Origin of the sequence: Streptomyces sp. NPDC059452 (assembly GCF_042750035.1) — a bacterium.
Lineage (GTDB): Bacteria > Actinomycetota > Actinomycetes > Streptomycetales > Streptomycetaceae > Streptomyces.
Genome location: NZ_JBHYVE010000003.1, coordinates 450452 through 470548, shown reverse-complemented (window position 1 = coordinate 470548; position 20097 = coordinate 450452). Strand labels below are relative to the sequence as shown.

At 72.5% G+C, this 20097-nt stretch carries 19 protein-coding genes; 3 read left to right on the top strand and 16 right to left on the bottom strand.

Features of this window, described 5'->3' with window-relative positions:
- Positions 1–79 precede the first annotated feature (79 nt).
- A complete protein-coding gene (locus ACFW9Z_RS07470; protein ID WP_384635738.1) occupies positions 80–1363 on the bottom strand; it encodes an adenylosuccinate synthase in 1284 nt (427 codons plus the stop codon).
- 186 nt (positions 1364–1549) lie between these two features.
- On the opposite strand from ACFW9Z_RS07470, the gene ACFW9Z_RS07465 reads away from it, so the two are divergent.
- The 3 genes from ACFW9Z_RS07465 to ACFW9Z_RS07455 all read left to right on the top strand — a co-directional run bounded on the left by ACFW9Z_RS07465 (position 1550) and on the right by ACFW9Z_RS07455 (position 3455).
- Positions 1550–2431, top strand: a complete 882-nt coding sequence (locus tag ACFW9Z_RS07465; RefSeq protein ID WP_384635735.1) for a diacylglycerol kinase — start codon at positions 1550–1552, stop codon at positions 2429–2431.
- An 83-nt stretch (positions 2432–2514) separates the two neighbouring features.
- A complete protein-coding gene (locus tag ACFW9Z_RS07460; RefSeq protein WP_384635733.1) occupies positions 2515–2787 on the top strand; it encodes a DUF1876 domain-containing protein in 273 nt (90 codons plus the stop codon).
- Positions 2788–3119: 332 nt separating this feature from the next.
- Entirely contained in the window at positions 3120–3455 is a 336-nt protein-coding gene (locus tag ACFW9Z_RS07455) for a hypothetical protein (protein WP_384635730.1), read from the top strand.
- A 9-nt stretch (positions 3456–3464) separates the two neighbouring features.
- Here the strand turns inward: ACFW9Z_RS07455 and ACFW9Z_RS07450 are convergent, their stop codons facing one another.
- The 15 genes from ACFW9Z_RS07450 to ACFW9Z_RS07380 form a co-directional block, all read right to left on the bottom strand.
- A complete protein-coding gene (locus ACFW9Z_RS07450; protein WP_384635727.1) occupies positions 3465–4670 on the bottom strand; it encodes a cytochrome P450 in 1206 nt (401 codons plus the stop codon).
- Positions 4671–4730: 60 nt separating this feature from the next.
- Positions 4731–5357: a response regulator gene (locus ACFW9Z_RS07445; protein ID WP_384635799.1), complete on the bottom strand. Its 627-nt coding sequence runs from the start codon at positions 5355–5357 to the stop codon at positions 4731–4733.
- 77 nt (positions 5358–5434) lie between these two features.
- Positions 5435–6808: a sensor histidine kinase gene (locus ACFW9Z_RS07440; protein ID WP_384635724.1), complete on the bottom strand. Its 1374-nt coding sequence runs from the start codon at positions 6806–6808 to the stop codon at positions 5435–5437.
- 160 nt (positions 6809–6968) lie between these two features.
- Entirely contained in the window at positions 6969–7790 is an 822-nt protein-coding gene (locus ACFW9Z_RS07435; RefSeq protein ID WP_384635721.1) for an NAD(P)H-binding protein, read from the bottom strand.
- Between the two features lie 98 nt (positions 7791–7888).
- Entirely contained in the window at positions 7889–8767 is an 879-nt protein-coding gene (locus tag ACFW9Z_RS07430; protein ID WP_384635719.1) for an alpha/beta hydrolase family protein, read from the bottom strand.
- 123 nt (positions 8768–8890) lie between these two features.
- On the bottom strand, positions 8891–10201 hold the full coding sequence (locus ACFW9Z_RS07425; protein ID WP_384635716.1) for a kynureninase: 1311 nt from the start codon (positions 10199–10201) through the stop codon (positions 8891–8893).
- On the bottom strand, positions 10194–11042 hold the full coding sequence (locus tag ACFW9Z_RS07420; protein WP_384635713.1) for a tryptophan 2,3-dioxygenase family protein: 849 nt from the start codon (positions 11040–11042) through the stop codon (positions 10194–10196). The genes ACFW9Z_RS07425 and ACFW9Z_RS07420 overlap by 8 nt, the downstream gene beginning before the upstream one ends.
- Before the next feature lie 137 nt (positions 11043–11179).
- Positions 11180–11593 carry a DUF3151 domain-containing protein gene (locus tag ACFW9Z_RS07415; protein WP_366388870.1) on the bottom strand — a complete coding sequence of 138 codons (414 nt, stop codon included), beginning with the start codon at positions 11591–11593 and terminating at the stop codon, positions 11180–11182.
- A 76-nt stretch (positions 11594–11669) separates the two neighbouring features.
- The gene (locus tag ACFW9Z_RS07410) at positions 11670–13175 is read right to left on the bottom strand and encodes an MFS transporter (RefSeq protein WP_384635709.1); all 1506 of its coding nucleotides are present in this window, start codon (positions 13173–13175) and stop codon (positions 11670–11672) included.
- A gap of 248 nt (positions 13176–13423) precedes the next feature.
- On the bottom strand, positions 13424–14599 hold the full coding sequence (locus tag ACFW9Z_RS07405; RefSeq protein ID WP_384635706.1) for a MalY/PatB family protein: 1176 nt from the start codon (positions 14597–14599) through the stop codon (positions 13424–13426).
- Positions 14600–14718: 119 nt separating this feature from the next.
- Entirely contained in the window at positions 14719–15750 is a 1032-nt protein-coding gene (gene fbaA, locus ACFW9Z_RS07400; protein ID WP_093690047.1) for a class II fructose-bisphosphate aldolase, read from the bottom strand.
- Between the two features lie 156 nt (positions 15751–15906).
- Positions 15907–16446: an orotate phosphoribosyltransferase gene (gene pyrE / locus ACFW9Z_RS07395; protein WP_018514123.1), complete on the bottom strand. Its 540-nt coding sequence runs from the start codon at positions 16444–16446 to the stop codon at positions 15907–15909.
- Positions 16447–16517: 71 nt separating this feature from the next.
- Positions 16518–17315: an aldose 1-epimerase gene (locus ACFW9Z_RS07390; RefSeq protein ID WP_384635702.1), complete on the bottom strand. Its 798-nt coding sequence runs from the start codon at positions 17313–17315 to the stop codon at positions 16518–16520.
- 59 nt (positions 17316–17374) lie between these two features.
- Positions 17375–18265 carry an SRPBCC domain-containing protein gene (locus tag ACFW9Z_RS07385; RefSeq protein ID WP_384635699.1) on the bottom strand — a complete coding sequence of 297 codons (891 nt, stop codon included), beginning with the start codon at positions 18263–18265 and terminating at the stop codon, positions 17375–17377.
- 102 nt (positions 18266–18367) lie between these two features.
- Positions 18368–20005, bottom strand: a complete 1638-nt coding sequence (locus ACFW9Z_RS07380; protein WP_384635696.1) for a polyamine aminopropyltransferase — start codon at positions 20003–20005, stop codon at positions 18368–18370.
- Between the last annotated feature and the right edge of the window lie 92 nt (positions 20006–20097).

Sequence of the window (20097 nt, the reverse complement as noted above, 5' to 3'; positions counted from 1 at the left end):
TCACAAAAAGTCTCTAGGCCGCCGCCGTATTAATATAAATCTCGTGTTCCTACAGGCGCGTGTTCTACAGGCGCGTGTTCTACAGGAACGAGTTGATCTGGATCGTCTCGGTCCGGCCGGGGCCGACGCCGATCGCGGAGATCGGTGCGCCCGACATCTCCTCCAGCGCCTTCACGTACGCCTGCGCGTTCTTCGGCAGGTCGTCGAAGGTCTGGGCCTTGGTGATGTCCTCGGACCAGCCCGGCAGGTTCTCGTAGATCGGCTTCGCGTGGTGGAAGTCGGTCTGGTTGTACGGGAGTTCCTCGACGCGCTTGCCGTCGATCTCGTACGCCACGCAGACCGGGATCTGCTCCCAGCCGGTGAGCACGTCCAGCTTGGTGAGGAAGAAGTCGGTCAGTCCGTTGACCCGGGTCGCGTACCGCGCGATCGGGGCGTCGAACCAGCCGCAGCGGCGGTCACGGCCGGTGGTGACACCGCGCTCGCCGCCGATGCGCCGCAGCGCCTCGCCGTCCTCGTCGAACAGCTCCGTCGGGAACGGACCGGCGCCCACACGCGTCGTATAGGCCTTGAGGATGCCGATGACGCGGCTGATCTTCGTCGGGCCGACACCGGCACCGGTGCAGGCGCCGCCCGCCGTCGGGTTCGACGAGGTGACGAAGGGGTACGTGCCGTGGTCGACGTCGAGCAGGGTGCCCTGGCCGCCCTCGAAGAGCACGACCTTGCCCTCGTCGATCGCATCGTTGAGGATCAGCGTCGTGTCGGCGACGTACGGCTTGATCTGCTCCGCGTACTGGAGCATCTCCTCCACGATCCGGTCCGCCTCGATGGCGCGCCGGTTGAAGACCTTGGCCAGGAGCTGGTTCTTCTGCTCCAGGGCGGCCTCGACCTTCTGCACCAGGATCGACTCGTCGTACAGGTCCTGGACGCGGATGCCCACGCGGTTGATCTTGTCGGCGTACGTCGGACCGATGCCACGGCCCGTCGTACCGATCTTGCGCTTACCGAGGAAGCGCTCGCTCACCTTGTCGAGCGTGACGTTGTACGGAGTGATCAAATGAGCGTTGCCGCTGATCAGAAGCTTGGACGTGTCGACGCCTCGCTCGTTCAGACCGCTCAGCTCGGAGAGCAGGACCGCCGGGTCGACCACGACACCGTTCCCGATGACCGGGGTACAGCCCGGTGACAGGATTCCGGAGGGGAGGAGATGCAGTGCGTACTTCTGGTCGCCCACGACGACCGTGTGACCGGCGTTGTTACCGCCTTGGTATCGCACGACATAGTCCACGGATCCACCGAGGAGATCGGTGGCCTTCCCCTTGCCCTCGTCACCCCACTGAGCACCGAGCAGCACAAGTGCGGGCACAGGCGTACACCCCTTCCGGGCGGGGCATGTCCAAGGTCAGGGGGCGTACGTAAAGGTCGTACCTGCCGCACGACGATGTACGGCAAAGCCTGAGCCGTCGAACCGGGTGCCCCGGAATAGACGAAGCCCCTGGCGCAATAGCGCAAGGGGCTCTTGCACCAAGATGCTACCCGAGGAAGGACCGAGGTGTCGGCTGCAGAGCCCCCCGGCGACGGCGGCGACCAGCTCCTGGTGGTCATCGACCCGGCCGCCCGCCGGACCGACGGCGAGTCCGTCCGGATCGCGAAGGACGTGCTGAGCGCCGGCTCGCGCGCCAAGATCTGCCTTCCGGACACCCCGGAGGAGTTCGCCCGGGCCCTGTCCCGGCGGGGTTCGCGCCGCCCGGTGGTGGTCGGCGACGACCATGCGCTGCTGCGTGCCGTGGCCCAGCTCCACCGGGAGCGGGAGCTCGCCGGGGGCGTCCTCTCCCTGATCCCCGTGGGGGCCGCGCACGCCCTGGAGGTGGCCCATGCCCTCGGTGTGCCCCGGGGCGCGGTGGCGGCCGCCCGGACGGCGCTGGACGGGGCGGTGCGCCGCCTGGACCTGCTGGTGGACGACAGCGACGGCGTGGTGCTCGGCCGCCTCCGCATCCCCGCCCCCATACCTGCGCCCGGGGCGGGGGCCCCGCACACCGGGGTCACGGCCGTCTGGGACACCTGCCGCTCCCTGGTGACCTCCCTGGTCCGCCCGGCGGCCCCGGGCGCCGCCACCGCGCCCCCGGGCACGTACCGGCTGCGGGTCGAGGCGGACGGGGTGCTGCTGAGCGACCTGGACGCGCCCGTGCGGGGTGTCTCGGTGCTCTCCCAGGGCGACGGGGGCCTCGCCGACGTGGTCGTCCGCACCTCGGCGGGCGAGGACGTCACGGCGGAGGCCAAGGCCGTCACCGTCTCGGGTGCGGACTTCCGCTACCGGGCCGACATACGGACCGGCGGCCCGGTGCGGACCCGGACCTGGACGGTACGGGCGGGCGCCTGGGGGCTGATGCTGCCGGTCCCGGCGAGCGCGGACGGGACGACGGGCGCACGCTGAAGAGGTACGTACGGCACGTACGGGATAGGGGGTACGTACGGGACAAGGGGTACGTACGGGAATCGGCCATGGAGGTGACCGTCATGACCAGGGTTGCTGTCGGATGGCATGTCGAGCTCGAATTCGAGGAGGACTCGCACCGCACGCGCGCCGCGGCCCTCGTCCGTCTCTCCGACGGAACGGAGGTACGCGCCCACGGCTACGCCAGCCGCCACCCCTCGGACGAGGACCAGCAGCGGGTGGGCGAGGAGATCGCGGGGGCGCGGGCGCTCAACGAGATGGCGATGAAGCTGCTGACCAAGGCACACGAGGAGATCGACGAGGCGTCGGGCAGGAAGTCGTACCCACTGACGTGACGTTCCGCCGGTGCTTCAGCCCCTCCTTCGCGCCGGGAGCCGGGCCGCCTTTTCAGCCCCTCTTCCGCGCCGGGGGGTCGGGCCCCCATTTCAGCCCCTCCTTCGCGCCGTGGCGGCGGGCCGCCTTCAGCCCTTCTTCCGCGCCGAGGGGGCGGGGCCCCATTTCAGCCCCTCCTTCACGCCGGGGCGGCGGGCCGCCTTCAGCCCTTCTTCCGCATCGAGGGGGCGGGGCGCCTTTTTCAGCCCCTCCGGCGTTTGAGGAGCGGGGGTCCGGGGGCGGCGCCCCCGGGGCTTGAGGAACCGCGCCCGCGCCCGGCGGCGTCTCCCCGCACATGGAGACCCGACGAGACGCCGTCACCGGAACCGCAGGCTGCGCGGCCGCCGTGCTCGGCGCCCTCGCGGGCATCGCGGTCTGGTTCCCGTACGGGAGGAGAGGCCTCTCCGGCGGCTTCGAGGGCGAGACCGCCCCGTACGTCTTCCTGCTCGGGGTGCCCGTCATGGTCATCGGCGGGGCGACCGCCGCCCTGGCCGTCTTCGCCCTCGTACGGGGCCGGTGGCGCCCCGCACTCGGGCTGGCCGCCGCCCTCGCGGGGATCGCCGCCTTCGGCCACGGCTTCGACGTGCTGGGCGACCCGCAGTCGCTGGAGGACTGCGGCCCGCCTTGCTGAACGGGGTCCCTAGACCTCCACCCGTAGCTCCTTCAGCCCCCGGATCACGTACCCCGGGTGCCACTCCGGCTCCGCCACCAGCCGCATCCCGGGCGCCTTCCGCAGCAACTCCCCGAAGGAAGCCGCCAGTTCGAGCCGTGCCAGCGGAGCACCCAGGCAGTAGTGGATACCCGCGCCGAACGTCACGTGCGGGTTGTCCGACCGGGTCAGGTCCAGCGTCTCCGGGTGCGCGAACCGCTCCGGGTCCCGGTTGGCCGAGCCGAACAGCAGCGCCACCTCCGCGCCCCGCCCGATCACCTGCCCGTCGATCTCGATGTCGTCCAGCACCCACCGCTCGAAGAGCTGCAACGGGGTGTCGTAGCGCAGGAGTTCTTCCACAGCTGTCGGCAGCAAGGCAGGCGCGGCACGGAGGGCGGCGAGTTGCTCCGGGTGGTGGAAGAGCGTGCGCCACCCGTTGACCGTGGTGTTCACCGTCGCCTCGTGGCCCGCGTTCAGCAGCAGCACGCAGGTGGAGACCATCTCCTGCTCGGTCAGCCGCTCGCCCTCGTCGTGGGCGGCGATGAGCGCCGAGATCAGGTCGTCACCGGGGGCGGTGCGCCGCTCCGCGATGAGCCCGCGCAGATACGCGGAGAACTCCTCCGACGCCCGGACGGCCGCCTTCGCCGTCTCCTCCGACGGATTCAGCTCGAACATCCCGCAGATCGCCGCCGACCAGGGCCGCAGCGGCGCCCGGTCCTCCTCCGGCACGCCCAGCATCTCCGCGATCACGGCGACCGGCAGCGGTTCGGCGACCTCCGCAAGCAGGTCCCCGCCGCCCCTGGCCACGAACGCGTCGACCAGTTCGGCAGCCAGCCGCCGTACGGTCGGGGCGAGGTTCTCGACCGTACGCGGGGTGAACGCCTTGGAGACGAGCCGCCGGATGCGGGGGTGGTCGGGGGCCTCCAGGTCGAGCAGCCCCTGCCCGTTGAGCGTGGTGAACGGCTCGTGCGCGGCGGGCGGCGGGGTGCGGCCGAACTCCTCGTGGGTGAAGCGGTGCAGATACGTACGGCCCAGCCGCCGGTCGCGCAGGAGGGCCGATACGTCGGAGTGGTGCGGGATCAGCCACTGCCCGGTCGGCTCGAACCAGTGCGCCCGGCCGGCGGCGCGCAGGGCGGCGTAGGCGGGGTAGGGATCGGCGACGAAGGCGGGCGACCAGGGATCGAAGGACACGTGCATGGCCCGACGCTACCCGCGTCCGCCCCCACCGCAAGAGGCCCGCACCCGGACCCCGCCGCGCTACCCCGGAGTCACCAGCCTCGCCTCGTACGCGAACACCGCCGCCTGCGTCCGGTCGCGCAGGCCCAGCTTCACCAGGATGCGGCTGACGTGCGTCTTGATCGTGGACTCGGCGACGATCAGGTGCGAGGCGATCTCCGCGTTCGAGAGCCCCTGCGCGATCAGGACGAGCACCTCCGTCTCGCGCTCCGTGAGGTCCCCGATCCGGGCGAGGGCGGGCGGCCGGGGGGACTCCGCGAGCTTGGAGAACTCGGTGATCAGCCGCCGGGTCACGGTCGGCGCGAGCAGCGCCTCGCCCGAGGCCACCACCCGTACGCCGTCCGCGAGCTGCCGGGCCGAGGCGTCCTTGAGGAGGAAGCCCGAGGCCCCGGCCCGCAGCGCCTGGTACACGTACTCGTCCAGGTCGAACGTCGTCAGCACCAGCACCTTGGCGTCCACGACCTGCGCGACGATCTCGCGGGTGGCGTCGATGCCGTTCATCCCGGGCATCCGGATGTCCATCAGGACGACGTCCGGGAAGAGGGCGGCGACCTTGTCGATGGCCTCCCGGCCGTCCACCGCCTCGCCCACGACGGTGATCCCCGGCATGGCGTTGAGCAGCACGGAGAAGCCCTCGCGGACCATCATCTGGTCGTCCACGATGAGGACGCGGATGTCGTTGACGGGGGCGTCGTCGGCGCGGATGTCGTCGGCGCGGCTGTCGTTCACGTGCGGTCCGCCTTCTTGTCCAGCTTGTCCAGGACGACGGTGGCTCCGGGCGCGGGGACCGGCTCAGCGACCCTGACCGGTTCGGCCGGCTCCTCCGCCACCGCCACGGGGAGGAAGGCCGTGACCTCGTACCCGCCGTCCTCCGTCACCGCGGCCGTCATCACCCCGTTCAGCATCGCGACCCGCTCCCGCATCCCGGTGATCCCGTGCCCGGCCCCCGGCGACGGCTTGACCGGCCCGGTCGGGGGCCCGTTGACGACGCGCAGCCCGATCCCGCCGAGCACGTACGCGATCTCGACCCGGGCCGAGGCGCCCGGCGCGTGGCGGAGGGTGTTGCTGAGGGCTTCCTGGATGATCCGGTACGCCGACAGCTCGACGCCCTGGGGCAGCTCGCGGACGGCTCCGGTGACCACCTTCTCCGTCTCCAGGCCGGTGTCCCGGACGTTGGCCAGGAGCCCGTCGAGCACGGCGAGGGTGGGCTGCGGGGCGTCGGGGGCCTCGTAGTCCTCCGCCCGTACGACTCCGAGGACGCGGCGCAGCTCGGTGAGGGCGGCCACCGCGTTCTCCCGGATGGTGACGAAAGCCTGCTCCAGCTCGGGCGGCGGGTTCTCCACCCGGTAGGGGGCGGCCTCCGCCTGGATGGCGACGACCGACATGTGGTGGGCCACCACGTCGTGGAGCTCCCGGGCGATGGTGGTGCGCTCCTCCAGCAGCGTGCGCCGGTCGCGTTCGACGGCGGTGACGGTGCGCTGCACGGTGACCTCGCGTTCGGCGTCGCGGACCTCCCGGTCGGCGTCGCGCCGGACCTGGACCACGGTGACGATGAGCAGCGCGAAGGCGGAGAGGGTGGCCACGGTCGCGGTGTCGGACGGGGCGCCGCCCTCCAGCACCACCCCGAACAGCAGGGTCAGCAGCCACATCCAGGCGGCGGTACGAGGCCGGGTCCGGGCGGCCACGACCACCAGGACCACGACCTGCCCGGCCAGGGCGTTGGGCGCCAGCCCGTCGCTGCCCAGGATCGCGCAGAAGAGGGTCGCGGCCATCGAGCCCCAGAACGCGGCGACCGGCCTGACCAGGGTCATCGCGACGGCGATCGCGGGCACCAGCCCCACCAGGAGCCGGAACTGCCAGCTGGAGAACCCGGCCAGCATCACGATCAGGGCGGCGAACAGCACCAGGGCGTGCGGGGTCCAGACGGCGAACCGCCGCAGCCCCTCGGGCAGCCGCCGTATGACCCGCCCCTCCGGCGAGAGCGGCGGCATCGGGCGGTAGGCGAACGCCTCACGGAACAGGTCTTCCCGCAGGCCGTCCATCGCACCGGCGGCCGCCCTGAACTCCGGGCTTCGGTTCTTCGTCTGGGTCTCGGTCACGCTTCAACGGTAGGCGGCGGCGGAGGGCCGGTCGTCAGTACCGATGCGGATTCCGAGGTATCCGCCTCAAGTACTACGCGCCGGCCGTCCGCCCGCCTGCCGGAGGGTTCGGGGGCACGGACGGAAGCCCTCCGCCCGCCCCCGAAGAGCCCTCCGCGAGTCACGCGCGGAAGAACTCCGCGTGCTCCTCGGCCCACTGCGCGAAGGTCCGGGCCGGGCGTCCGGTGACCTTCTCGACCGTGTCGATCACGGTCCTGCCCTCCGGCGGGGTGTCCCGGTAGACCTCGATCAGGAACCCGATCACGTCCTCGGGCATCCCCTTGGCCCGCCACCCGGTCAGCGCCTCCTCCTCGGTGAGCTCGACCAGCTCGATCCCCTGGCCCCGCGCCTCCGCGACCGCCGCCACCTTGTCGCCGACGGTCAGCGCCTGCGGTCCGGTGATCAGGTAGACCTGACCGCCGTGGCCGTCCTCGGTGAGCGCCGTCGCCGCGACCGCGCCGATGTCGGACTCGTGGACCATCGCGCTCAGCCGGTCGGTGAAGGGCTCACGGACGACGCCCTCGGCCTTGATGCCGGGCGCCCACTCCAGGGCGTTCGCCATGAACTCGACCGGCATGACGACGGTCCACGCGAGCCCGCTCGCCCGCACCGCGGTCTCCATCGGGGTGTCCCCGCCCCCGTTGAGCACGGTCACCCTGCGCACCCCCGCCGCGCGGGCCAGCTCCATGATCTCCTCGCCGGTCTCCAGCGGGGCGAAGAGACCGCCGTCGAAGGTGATCAGGTGCAGCCCGGTCGCCCCCTCCAGCGCGCTCACCAGCGAGGCCGGGTCGGCGAGGTCGCCGCGCACGACGTCGACGCCCGCCGGGAACTCCGCGCGCGCCGGGTCGCGCGTCACGGCCCGGACGTGCTCGCCGCGCTCCAGCAGCTGCTCGACCACTCGACGGCCGACCGTTCCCGTGGCTCCGGTCACCAGGATCGTCATTGCGGGTCTCCTTCGTTCGGTTCGACAACACCCAACTTAGGGACCCTTGCGGTCAGCTCCTGTCCGCAATCAAGCCCGTCGCGGAGACGGTTTCTCCCTCACCACGCGAGCTGGGTGATCTCCTCCGCCACGATCGCGCAGGCGTCGGCGGCGGGGTCGATCAGCGGGAAGTGCCCGACATCGCCGAGCAGCGTCAGCCCGACCGTCTCGCCGGACTTCGCCGCCGCGTCGACGTACGCCTCCGAGACGGCCAGCGGGACCTCGGTGTCCTCCTCGCCGTGGACGATCGCGGTGGCGATGCCGGTGGGCAGCAGGAGGCCGGGGTCGGCGTGGGCGGCCCGCTCCTCGAACTCCGCTCCCTCTCCGACGAGTTGGGTGACCGCGCCGCCGCACACCGCCAGCTCCACCGCCGTGGTGAAGTCCGCGATCGGGGCCAGCGCGACGACCCCGCGCAGCGGCGGCGGGGCGGGCAGGTGCCACGGCGACCCCTCGGGCAGGACGTGCCGTGCCGCCGCCCAGAGCGCGAGGTGACCGCCCGCCGAGTGCCCGGCGACCACGACCCGGCGTACGTCGGCCTCCGGAAGCTCCCGGGCGGCCAGGGCCGGTACGGCGTCGAGCGCGGCGGCCACATCGTCGAAGGTCTCGGGCCAGCGCCCCGCGAGGGGCTCGGCACCGGGCGCCCGGCCGCCCTCTTCGCCACCGCGCCGGTACTCCACGTTCGCCACGGCGAACCCCCGCCGGGCCAGGAAGTCCGCGAGCGGGGAGAGGTGCGCCCGGTCGTAGCGGGCCCGCCAGGCGCCGCCGTGCAGCAGGACGACGAGGGGGGCGCCGGTGCGTCCGTCGCGCGGGGCGTAGAAGTCGACGACCTGGTCGGGGTGGTCCCCGTAGGCGACGGTCCGGTCGGGGGCGACCACGGGATGCGCGAACGCCGATGCGCTCTCGGCTGCGTCCCGATCACGCGCGGCAGAATCCGACATGCTGCTCAACCGTCCTATGCCTGTGTCCTGTACCTGTGCCAGTTGCCCAACTGGGTTGACCTGCGGGGACGGTACCAGTCATCGGCACCGCCCCCGCCCGGTCGTACACCGCCTGACGGCACGTCAGGCGGCCGGTACCTCGTCGAGCACCTCGGCCAGGACCCGAGCCGCCCGTTCCGCGTCGGCGAACCCGACGTACAACGGGGTGAAACCGAACCGCAGCACATCGGGCCGCCGCCGCAGGTCGCCCACGACGCCCCGCTCGATGAGCCGGCGCATCACGGGCTCGGCCTCGGCGCAGCGCAGGGCGACCTGACTGCCGCGTTCGGCGTGTGCGGCCGGGGTGAGCGAGGTGACCCGGCCCGCCGGTACGTACGCCTCGACGCACTCCAGGAAGAAGTCCGTCAGGGCCAGCGACTTGGCCCGGACGGCGTCCACGGAGACCCCGTCCCACACGTCCAGCGCCGCCTCCAGCGTGAGCATGGAGACGATGTCGGGCGTGCCGACCCGGCCCCGTACGGAACCGTCCGCCGGGGCGTAGTCGGAGGTCATGCCGAACGGGTCGGCATGCGAGTTCCAGCCCGGCAGCGGGGAGTCGAAGGCGGACTGGTGGCGCTCGGCGACGTACAGGTACGCGGGCGAGCCGGGGCCGCCGTTCAGGTACTTGTAGGTGCAGCCGACCGCGAGGTCCACCCCGTGCTCGTCCAGTCCGACCGGCAGCGCGCCCGCGCTGTGGCAGAGGTCCCAGACGACGATCGCGCCCGCCGCGTGCACGGCGGCGGTCAGACCGGGCAGGTCGTGCAGCCGTCCCGTACGGAAGTCCACCTGGTTGAGGAGGACGGCGGCCGTACGGGGGCCGAGCGCGGCCGGTACGTCGGCGGGGTCGACGGGCACGATCCGGTGGCCGGTGAGCCGGGCGGCGGAGGCGGCGATGTACCCGTCCGTGGGAAACGTCGTGGCGTCAACCAGGATCTCGTCGCGTACCCCGTCCACGAGGGACGGATCCCCGGCCGCGCGGGAAGGCTCCCCGTCCGCGAGGGACGGACCCTCACCCACGCGGGACGGCTCCCCGCCCCGGAGGGAAGCGAGGCGGGTGGCCGCGACGACGGCCTTGAAGACGTTCACGCTGGTCGAGTCGCCGACGACGATCTGCCCGGCGGCGGCCCCGACGAGCGGGGCGATCCGGTCGCCGATCCGCTCGGGCGCGGTCCACCAGCCGCTCTCGCCCCAGGACCGGATGCGCAGCTCGCCCCACTGCCGGGTGAGGACGTCCTGCACCCGGGCGGGGACGTGGACGGGCAGCGCGCCGAGCGAGTTGCCGTCGAGGTAGACGCCGTCGTCGAGGACGAAGAGCTTGCGCCGCGCGGCGAGCGGATCGGCGGCGTCGAGTCCCAGTGCCCGCTGCCGGAGGTCTTCCCGTGAGGTCTCAGACATGGCTGCGCGCCGTCCACAGCTCGGGGAACACGTTCTTCGTGGCGCGCTTCTCCAGCCAGGCCACCCCGGCGGAGCCGCCGGTACCGGTCTTGGAGCCCATGGCGCGCCGGGTGGCGACGAGATGGTCGTTGCGCCATCGCCAGACGAGCTCGCCGACGTCGGTCAGCAGCTCGCCGAGGCGCACCAGCTCGTCGTTCTGGTCCTCGGAGCCGTAGATCTGCGCCCACACCGCCTCGACCTCGGGCGAGGGAACGTACCGCTGGGTCAGGTCCCGGGTGATCACGGCCTCGGGGATCGCGTACCCGCGCCGGGCCAGCAGGGCGAGCGTCTCGTCGTACAGGCTGGGCTCGCCGAGCGCCTTCTCCAGCTCGGCGTACACGCGGGGCGCGCCCCGGTGCGGCACCAGCATGGAGGCGGACTTGTCGCCGAGCAGGAACTCCATCCGCCGGTACATCGCGGACTGGAACCCGGAGCCCTCGCCGAGCGAGCCCCGGTAGGAGTTGAACTGGGCGGGGGTGAGTCCGGCCAGCGGCCGCCAGGAGTCGTTCAGCGCCTCCAGCTCGCGCAGCGACCGCTTCAGGGCGTCGCGCGCGACCGGTATGCGGTCCTCGCGCAGGGCGCGGGTGGCGGTCTCCCACTCATGGACGATGACCGTGAACCACAGCTCCATGACCTGGGTGGTGACCAGGAAGACCATCTCGCCGGGGTCGTCCGAGCGGAGGTGCTGGAGGTGGGTCAGGACGTCCGCCTGGACATAGTCCTCGTACGGAGTCGTTCCCGCGAAGTCCAGGTACGGGGTGTCCGCACCGGTGGCTTCGGGGTCGGGGTGATTGGTCGACATCGCTGTCTCCTCGACACGAGCTTCCGGGTAGCGGTCCGCCCCTTCCATGAGGTGATGGGCTCCGGTCCCCTGCTCGCATACTAAGCCGCTCCCCGCCCGGTGCGCGTGGGCGGGGAGGCGGCTCAGGAGAAGACTGCTCAGCTCAGGATGTCGGCGGCGGTCGGCGAGGAGTCGCGCAGGAAGGTCGAGCAGCGCTCGTGCTCCTGGGTCTCCCCGATGGACCCGGCGGCCCGGGCCAGGGCGTGCAGGGCGCGGAGGAAGCCGCGGTTCGGCTCGTGCTCGAACGGTACGGGGCCGTGGCCCTTCCAGCCGGCCCGGCGCAGGGCGTCGAGGCCGCGGTGGTAGCCGGTACGGGCGTACGCGTACGACTCGATGACCCGGCCGCCCTCGTACGCCTCGTCGGCGAGCTGCGCCCAGGCGAGCGAGGAGGTGGGGTACTTCGCGGCGACCTCGGCGGGCGGGGTGCCGGCGGCGAGCAGCTCGCGCGGCTCGGGGTCGTCGGGGAGGTGGGTCGGGGCGGGGCCCCCGAGAAGGTTCTCGTGGATGGACATGGATCAAGTGTGCCTGGAGCGGGGCGCGGGTGCTGCGCCGATGTCGGCCTTGTCGCTCGCGTACCCGGGGAAGGGCTCACCGTTCCCGCTCCGGCTCCAGCGGTGGGGCCACCACCCCACAGTGGACGGTGCACTCGGGCCGCTCCTCCTTCGGGGTGGCGGGGGCCGCCGGGGTGCGAACGGTCCACCAGGCGAGGACCGCGCCCGCCACCAGCAGCCCGGCACACATCGGCATCGCCCGCCGGAAGGTCGCGGCGAACTCGCCCGCGTCCCGGTACGCCTCCGGCCCCATCCCGGCGAGCAGCGGCAGCGCGGCCACCGCGATCAGCCCGGCGGCACGGGCGGCCGCGTTGTTGATCCCGCTGGCCAGCCCGGCCTTCCCCGTGTCCACGGCGGCCAGGACCGTCGCGGTGAGCGGGGCCACGACCACGACGAGCCCGGCACCGAGCACGAGGACGGCGGGCAGCACCTCGCTCACGTACGAGCCGAAGGAAGCGCTGTCCGCCCCCACCCGCAGCATCAGGAGCATCCCGGCGGCGGCCAGCAGCGGCCCCACCGTGAGCGGGATGCGCGGCCCGATCCGCCGCCCCAGCTCCCCCGACCAGGCGGAGAACAGCAGCATGAGCACCGTGGTGGGCAGCAGCGCGGTACCGGCCCCGAGCGCCGAGTACCCGGCGACCACCTGGAGCTGGATGGCGGAGAGGAAGAAGAAGCCGCCGAGGGCCGCGTAGACGCAGAAGGTCACCAGGTTGACCGAGGTGAAGAGCCGGGAGCGGAAGATCGACGGCGGCAGCATCGGATCGGCCCGCCGCTGCTCCACCAGCACGAACGCCACCCCGAGCAGCAGCCCGCCGAGCGCCGCTCCGATCACCACCGGCGAGGCGCCCCGCCCCGGCGCCTCGATCAGCGCGTACGTCACCCCCGCCAGCGCGAGCGCCCCGAGCGCGGCCCCCAGCACGTCGAACCGGCCGTGCGCCGCCGGATCGCGTGACTCCGGTACGTGGCGGAGGGCGACGGGTACGCAGATCGCGGCGAGCGGCAGGTTGAGCAGGAAGACCCACCGCCACCCGGGCCCGTCGACGAGCCACCCGCCCACGAACGGCCCCACGGCCGCCCCGACCCCGCCGAACCCGGACCAGAGGCCCACGGCACGCGCCCGGTCGTCCGGATGGAAACTGGCCTGGATGAGCGCGAGGGACCCCGGAGTGAGCAGCGCCCCGCCGACCCCCTGAAGGGCGCGGGCGGCGATGAGGACCCCTGCGTTCGGCGCGATCCCGCAGAGCAGCGAGGCGGCGGCGAACCACACCACCCCCACCACGAACACCCGCCGCCGCCCGTACCGGTCCCCGAGCGCCCCGCCCAGCAGGATCAGCCCGGCGAGGGTGAGCATGTACGCGTTGACGGTCCACTGGAGCGCGGCGAGATCGGTGTCGAGGTCGGCGCCGATGCGGGGCAGGGCGACGTTGATGACGGTGGAGTCGAGCATCGCCATCCCGGACCCGAGCACGGTGGTGAGCACGACCCACCGCCCGACGGGCGAGACGACCCGGATCTCCCCGGGGGCGGAGGGGGCAGCGGCCATGGGGCCAGCCTGCCCCAATCAAGCCCCTCCAGCGATCGAGGAGACCCCACCCGGGAACTCGGCCCGCACAACAAGCCCCTCCAGCAATCGAGGACGCCCCACCCGGGAACTGGGCCCGCGCAACAAGCCCCTCCAGCGATCAAGGAGACCTCGCCCGGGAACTGGGCCCGCACAAATAAGCCCCTCCGGCGATTGAGGAGCGGGGGACCGGGGGCAGCACCCCCGAACACCACCGACCGCCGCAGGGCTCACACGGCCCGAACCACCCGCACGGCCCGCACCAACGCCTCCACCCCCACCTCGACCTTCCCCCGAGGGCACCCCACATTCAGCCGCACAAACCCCGGCGCCCCATAAACCGCACCGCCCATGATCGCCACCTTCTCCCGCTCCACCAGCACCCGCTGCAACGCCTCGTCGTCCACCACCCCCGCCCCCCGCAGGTCGATCCACGCCAGGTACCCGGCCTGCGGTGGCTCCCACCCCAGCTCGGGCAGATCCGCGGCGAGCCGCTCCGCGACGTACGCCAGATTCCCCGCCACATACCCCCGCACCGCGTCCAGCCACGGGCCGCCCTCCCGGTACGCCGCGATGTGCGCGGTCAGCGACAGGACGGCCGGAGACGCCAGCCCCTCCGCCGTCTGCATCCGCCGCAGATACTCCGCCCGGTCGGCGGGATCACCGATGAGCCCGTACGAACCGGTCAGCGCGGGAAAGTTGAAGGCCTTCGACCCGGAGGAGACGACCGCCCAGCGACCGGCCCCCGTCACCCGCGTCCACGGCACATGGACGTACCCCTCGTGCACGAAGTCCGCATGGATCTCGTCGCTGACCACAGCCACCCCGTACCGCTCCGACAGCTCCGCCATCCGGGTCAGCTCGGCGCCCGTCCAGACCCGCCCGGTCGGATTGTGCGGCGAACAGAGGACCAGAACCTTCGCGTCCGCCCGGGACAGCTCCCGCTCCAGCGCCTCCCAGTCCCCCACCGGCACCCCGCGCAGCTCCCGCCCGAGCCCGGTGACCGCCTTGCGGAAACCGTCGTACGTAGGGGTGTGGACGACGACCCCGTCCCCCTCCCCCGTCCACATCTGGAGGAGCTGGGAGAGCTGGCTGAGGACGGACGGGCCGTAGACGAGCTGCCCGGTGTCGATCTCGGTGCCGTACCGGGTGGCGTACCAGTGCGCGATGGCCGAGCGGAAGTCGTCCTGCTGCCAGGTGGTGTAGCCGAAGACGCCGTGCTCCACCCGGGCCCGCAGCGCGTCCAGCACCTCGGGGGCGGTGGCGAAGTCCATGTCGGAGATGGTGAAGGGCAGCAGCCCGTCGACCCCGAACCGGTCGGCGACCCCGTCCCACTGGACGCACCAGGTGCCCCGGCGGTCGACAACGGCGTCGAAGTCGTACGGTTCGTGCTGCTGCTCGGCCACGGGTGGCCCTCCTTGCTCGCGTTGCTCGTCGCTCTCGGCACAGCAACGGGCCCGGCCCCCTGGAGGGGAACCGGGCCCGACGCCGTACATCCGTCATCCGTACCGTACTGACGGCGTGGTTACTTCAGCTTCGTACCCGTGGAGCGCAGGTTCGCGCATGCCTCGGTGACGCGCACGGCCATACCGGCCTCGGCGGCCTTGCCCCAGGTGCGCGGGTCGTAGGTCTTCTTGTTGCCGACCTCGCCGTCGACCTTCAGGACACCGTCGTAGTTACGGAACATGTGGTCCGCGACCGGACGGGTGAAGGCGTACTGGGTGTCGGTGTCGAGGTTCATCTTGACGACGCCGTTCTCCAGCGCGGTGGCGATCTCCTCGGCGGTGGAGCCCGAACCGCCGTGGAAGACGAAGTCGAACGGCTGGCTGCCGGCCGGCTTGCCGTACTTCTCGGAGACGCCCGCCTGGAGGTCCTTCAGCAGCTCGGGGCGAAGCACGACGTTGCCCGGCTTGTAGACACCGTGGACGTTGCCGAAGGAGGCGGCCAGCAGGTAGCGGCCCTTCTCGCCCAGGCCGAGCGCCTCGGCGGTGCGCAGCGCGTCGTCGACGGTCGTGTACAGCTCGTCGTTGATCTCGTGCGTGACACCGTCCTCCTCGCCGCCGGTCGGGGTGATCTCGACCTCAAGGATGATCTTCGCGGCGGCGGCCTGGGCCAGCAGCTCCTGGCCGATGGCCAGGTTGTCGGCGAGGGTCTCGGCCGAGCCATCCCACATGTGGGACTGGAACAGCGGGTTCAGACCCTTGGCGACGCGCTCGGCGGAGACGGCGAGCAGCGGACGTACGTAACCGTCCAGCTTGTCCTTGGGGCAGTGGTCCGTGTGCAGCGCGACGGTGACGTCGTACTTGGCGGCGACGATGTGCGCGAACTCGGCCAGGGCGACCGCGCCCGTCACCATGTCCTTGTTGTACTGGCCGCCCAGGAACTCCGCACCGCCCGTGGAGATCTGGACGATGCCGTCGCTCTCGGCCTCCGCGAAGCCGCGCAGGGCGGCGTGCAGGGTCTGCGTCGAGGTGACGTTGATGGCCGGGTAGGCGAACTTGCCCGCCTTTGCCCGGTCGAGCATCTCGGCGTAAGCCTCGGGGGTTGCGATGGGCATCTGACCGCTCCTTGGGATGTGCGGATGTGCAGGCTGGTCCCTGACCTGGGGGCGACGTCATCGTCGCCCCCATCTTCCCAGACTCTCCCTTCGGCTCCACCCGGCGGACCCTGTTTCACGTGAAACAGTCCGCCCTGCCCGATATAGCGATCCGGCTCAGGCGAGACCGAGGTCGGCCACCGAGTAGACCTGGACGTAGGGCAGACCGGCCTCCGCGATGGCCGGAGCGGCGCCCCGCTCGACGATCACGGCGACGGCGACGACCTCGCCACCCGCCTCCCGTACGGCCTCGACGGCGGTCAGCGGCGAACCGCCGGTGGTGGAGGTGTCCTCGACCACCAGGCAGCGGCGGCCCTTCACATCGGTGCCCTCGATCCGGCGCTGCATCCCGTGCGCCTTCTGCGCCTTGCGGACCACGAACGCGTCCAGGCTCTTACCCCGCGCGGCGGAGGCGTGCAGCATCGAGGTGGCGACCGGGTCGGCGCCCAGCGTCAGCCCGCCCACGCAGTCGTAGTCCAGCTCGGCGGTGGCGTCCAGCATGGCCTGGCCGACCAGCGGCGCGGCCTTGCCGTCCAGGGTGATCCGGCGCAGGTCGATGTACCAGTCGGCTTCCAGACCCGAGGAGAGGGTCACCTTGCCGTGCACCACGGCCTTGTCCTTGATCTGCTGGAGCAGGTCAGCGCGTACGTCAGTCATGTCCACGAGGGTAAGCGCATGCCGAAACGCCCGGAGCACGCCCCGCCTCGGAGCCGCGTCGCACGCCCGCCTCAGAGCCGCGCCCAGCTCCAGGTCGTCGTGATCTCCAGCGGGTCGATCGGGGTGACCAGCCGAGGCGCGGTGTTCAGCCCGTTCGGCGGGCCGGACTGCGGCTCAACGCAGACCGCCTCGTCCTGCTCGTCGTAGATCACGACCCACTCGCTGCGGCTCTTCACCGTCAGCTCCAGCCGCTCCGGCCAGGTGAGCTTGACCTCGACGCCGTCGGGCATCCCGAAGCAGTCGTCCCACGGTCCGGGTACGGGGTCGATGCGGCGGCCGGTCGGCAGGTGGTCGCCGCCGCGCTCCTCCTGCCAGGCGGCGTCGAAGGAGAGCTCGGCGTCCCGGCCGTCCCCGAGGCTGCGGTGGAACCAGGGGTGCCAGCCCGCCTGGGCCGGGAAGGAGTCGCCGTACGTCTCCACGGCGAGGCCGAGGGTCAGCGTGTCCTCGGTCAGCTCGAAGGTCTGGGTCACCCGGCCCGGGTACGGCCAGGGCTCGGCGAGGTCGTAGTAGAAGGCCGCCTGCGCCTTGTCCGCGAGGGCGGTCAGCCAGGAGGTGTCCCGGCCGGTGCCGTGGATGGCGTGCGGCGGGGAGTTCAGGGGCAGTTGGTGGGAGGCGTCGCCGTTACGGAACTCCCCGTACCCGGTACGCCCGCACCAGGGAACCATGGGGAAGCAGCCGTACCGCTCGCCCTGGCGCAGCAGTTCGGTGGAGCCGATCCGCAGGCTGCTGATCCGGCAGCCGTGGGCGGGGTGGACGGTCAACTCGGCGTCGCCGGCACTCAGCCTGACGTTCTCTTCGCTACTGCTCACCCGACGACCCTACTGTCGGCCCGCAGGAGTGTCCCGCCGGTCCGGCCGGATCGGGCCCCCTACCTCCGGCGCCGCAACGCCCGGCCCAGCACCACGGCGGAGGCGAGCGCGAGGGCGGCCGCCGGGGCTACCCAACGCAGGGTGCTGCGCGCACCGCCCGCGTCCGGCGAGGGCACGGGGGCGTACCGGCCGCGCGGGGGCGCGTGGTCGACCTCCTCCGCACTGCGCCCGATCATGGTCCGGCGGGCGTGCGCGGCCTCGGCGGGCGGTTCGTCGGGGACGGTGAACTCCACTCCGGCGACGGGGTCGAGGGCGGGCGGGGGGACGGGCGAGTCGAAGACGGAGCCGGGTTCGTCGGCGGCGGGGACGTCGGAGCCGGGGATGTCGGAGCCGGGGTCGGGTTCGTCGGCGGCGGAACCGGCTTCCGTACGGTCATCCGTACCGGTATCCGCAGCGGCACCAGCATCAGCGCCGTCCTCAGCAGCGGCACCGGCATCGGCACCGGCCTCCTCGTGTGCCGCCAGCGTCTCCGTCACCAGCTGCTGGGTGAAGCGGTCCAGGAGCCGCTGGGCCGCCGCGAGCGCGGCGCCCTCCTCCAGCTCGACCAGCCGGCCGTCCCCGCTCGCCGTACCGCTGTAGGCGAGCGTGGTCCCGCCGTCCGTCTCCGTGAGGCCGATGGTCAGGGCCAGCTTCACCGCACCGGTCCCCCGGGCCTCCACGCCCTCCCCGGTCACCGAGAAGCGCTCGTCCTCCGGGCCGGAGAGCTTCAGCTCACCCCGGTACGTGATGGTGTGGCCGCCGGCCCGGAACTTGAGGCGGCCCGCGAGGGGCGAGGCCGACGCGTCGGCGTCCTGCTGGAGGCCCGGTACACAGCGGGCGACACGGCGGGGGTCGCCCAGCGTGCGCCGCAGGGCCGGGACCGGGACCGGAACGAACACCTGATGCTCCATGGCAACCGAGCCTAATCGGCCCCGGCCCGCACGTCAGGGCTTCCACACGCCCGGCGGCTCCCCAGGAGCCCCAGGGCCTGTCGTCAAACTGCCCCCTCCCCCTCACGCATCCTCCCAATACCTCGGGTGGATCAACGTGGACGGCGCCTGCCCCGGCAGCCGCAGCCCGTCCGCCGCCCGGGCTCCCTCCCGTAGCTCCCACTCCCCCAGTGAGCGCAGTGCGGGCGCCCCGGCGGCCAGCCCCGGCTCCGCCACCGCCCCCGCCCGCGCCCCCGCCCCCGCCAGGAGGAAGCCCCAGTCCTCCGGGGGCCGGTCCGCGGAGCCGAGGCGGTCGGGGCTCGCGGTGAAACCGGAGGGGCGGTCGAGGGCGGTGGGGCCGGAGGGACGGGCGGGGATACGGTACGGGCGGGTCACGAGGCCCCCGGCCCGTACCGAGGCCTCCACCGTCCAGAAGGTCCGCGGCCGGACCCCCGGCGGCCCCGCGTGCACCACGAGCCGCCCCCGCGGGGCCAGGGCCTCGGCGATCAGCCCGTAGAACTCGGCGGAGTACAGCTTCGTACTGGCCGTGATCCCCGGGTCCGGCAGGTCGGAGATCACCACGTCGTACCGGTGGCGGTCGGCCCGCAGCCAGGTGAACGCGTCCGCGCCGACGGCCGTGAGGCGCGGATCGCGGTAAGCCTGGCCGTTGAGCTCGGAGAGCGCGGGGTCGGTACGGGCCAGCCGGGTGACGGCGGGGTCGATCTCGACGACGGTGACCGAGCGGACGTCCCCGTAGCGGAGCACCTCGCGGGCGGCGAGCCCGTCGCCGCCGCCCAGGACGAGCACCCGGGCGCGGGGGCCGTTCATCGCGGGGTGCACCAGCGCCTCGTGGTAGCGGTGCTCGTCGCGGGCGCTGACCCGGAGCCGGCCGTCCAGGTAGAGGCCGAGCGAATCGCGGTCGGTCCCGGTGAGGACGACCTCCTGTACCCCGGTCTGCACGGCGACCCGCACCTGGTCCCCGTAGACCGCCCGCCGCGCCGCCCGCTCGAAGTCGTCCACCAGGAACGTGGCGGTGGCCAGGACCGCGATCACCGAGAGGTTGACCAGGACGAGGAGCCGACGGGAGCGCGGGGTGAGGTCGCGCCGGAACACCCACAGGACCAGCGCCCCGCCGGCCACCGCGTTGACCACGCCGGTGAAGAGGGCGCCGGTGAGCTGCCCCAGCATCGGCAGCAGGAGGAAGGGAAAGGCCAGCCCGCCGACGAGCGCGCCCACGTAGTCGGCGGCGAAGAGGTCGGCCACCGCCTCGCCCTCCTCCTGCCGGTCGACGCTCTGGATCAGCGTCATCAGCAGCGGGATCTCCGCGCCGATCAGCACCCCGATCGCCAGCGAGAACCCGACCAGGGCGTACCGCGACTCACCGAGCCAGGCGAACGACGCGTACAGCACGAGCGCCGAGGAGCCACCGATCAGCGCGAGGGCCGCCTCGATCAGCCCGAAGCCGACGGCGGCGTGGCAGCGCAAACGTTTCGCGAGGAGCGATCCGATGCCCATCGCGAAGACCATCACGGAGAGCACGACGGAGGCCTGGGTGACCGAGTCGCCGATCAAGTAGGAGGCGAGCGCGACCAGTTCGAGCTCGTACACGAGTCCGCAGGCCGCGCAGACGAAGACGGCGGCCAGCACGAGGAACCGGCCCGTCCTCGGCCGTACGGGAAGCCGCGCCGCGCCCCCTCGCAGCGACACCTGCTGGTCGATCATGCTGCGAACGCTACGTCACTGCCTCGTCGCCGCCTGTCACCCACACGGGTGTAAGTGGTGGAGCGGCCGGGAGGCACCCGGCCCCGGCCGCA

Excerpts from the sequence above, each read along its gene's own strand:
- ACFW9Z_RS07460 (WP_384635733.1), top strand. The coding sequence starts at position 2,515 with ATGACCAGGGTTGCTGTCGGATGGCATGTCGAGCTCGAATTCGAGGAG.
- ACFW9Z_RS07455 (WP_384635730.1), top strand. The coding sequence starts at position 3,120 with ATGGAGACCCGACGAGACGCCGTCACCGGAACCGCAGGCTGCGCGGCC.
- ACFW9Z_RS07450 (WP_384635727.1), bottom strand. The coding sequence starts at position 4,670 with ATGCACGTGTCCTTCGATCCCTGGTCGCCCGCCTTCGTCGCCGATCCC.
- ACFW9Z_RS07445 (WP_384635799.1), bottom strand. The coding sequence starts at position 5,357 with ATGATGGTCCGCGAGGGCTTCTCCGTGCTGCTCAACGCCATGCCGGGG.
- ACFW9Z_RS07435 (WP_384635721.1), bottom strand. The coding sequence starts at position 7,790 with ATGACGATCCTGGTGACCGGAGCCACGGGAACGGTCGGCCGTCGAGTG.
- ACFW9Z_RS07430 (WP_384635719.1), bottom strand. The coding sequence starts at position 8,767 with ATGTCGGATTCTGCCGCGCGTGATCGGGACGCAGCCGAGAGCGCATCG.
- ACFW9Z_RS07425 (WP_384635716.1), bottom strand. The coding sequence starts at position 10,201 with ATGTCTGAGACCTCACGGGAAGACCTCCGGCAGCGGGCACTGGGACTC.
- ACFW9Z_RS07420 (WP_384635713.1), bottom strand. The coding sequence starts at position 11,042 with ATGTCGACCAATCACCCCGACCCCGAAGCCACCGGTGCGGACACCCCG.
- ACFW9Z_RS07415 (WP_366388870.1), bottom strand. The coding sequence starts at position 11,593 with ATGTCCATCCACGAGAACCTTCTCGGGGGCCCCGCCCCGACCCACCTC.
- ACFW9Z_RS07410 (WP_384635709.1), bottom strand. The coding sequence starts at position 13,175 with ATGGCCGCTGCCCCCTCCGCCCCCGGGGAGATCCGGGTCGTCTCGCCC.
- fbaA (WP_093690047.1), bottom strand. The coding sequence starts at position 15,750 with ATGCCCATCGCAACCCCCGAGGCTTACGCCGAGATGCTCGACCGGGCA.
- pyrE (WP_018514123.1), bottom strand. The coding sequence starts at position 16,446 with ATGACTGACGTACGCGCTGACCTGCTCCAGCAGATCAAGGACAAGGCC.
- ACFW9Z_RS07385 (WP_384635699.1), bottom strand. The coding sequence starts at position 18,265 with ATGGAGCATCAGGTGTTCGTTCCGGTCCCGGTCCCGGCCCTGCGGCGC.
- ACFW9Z_RS07380 (WP_384635696.1), bottom strand. The coding sequence starts at position 20,005 with ATGATCGACCAGCAGGTGTCGCTGCGAGGGGGCGCGGCGCGGCTTCCC.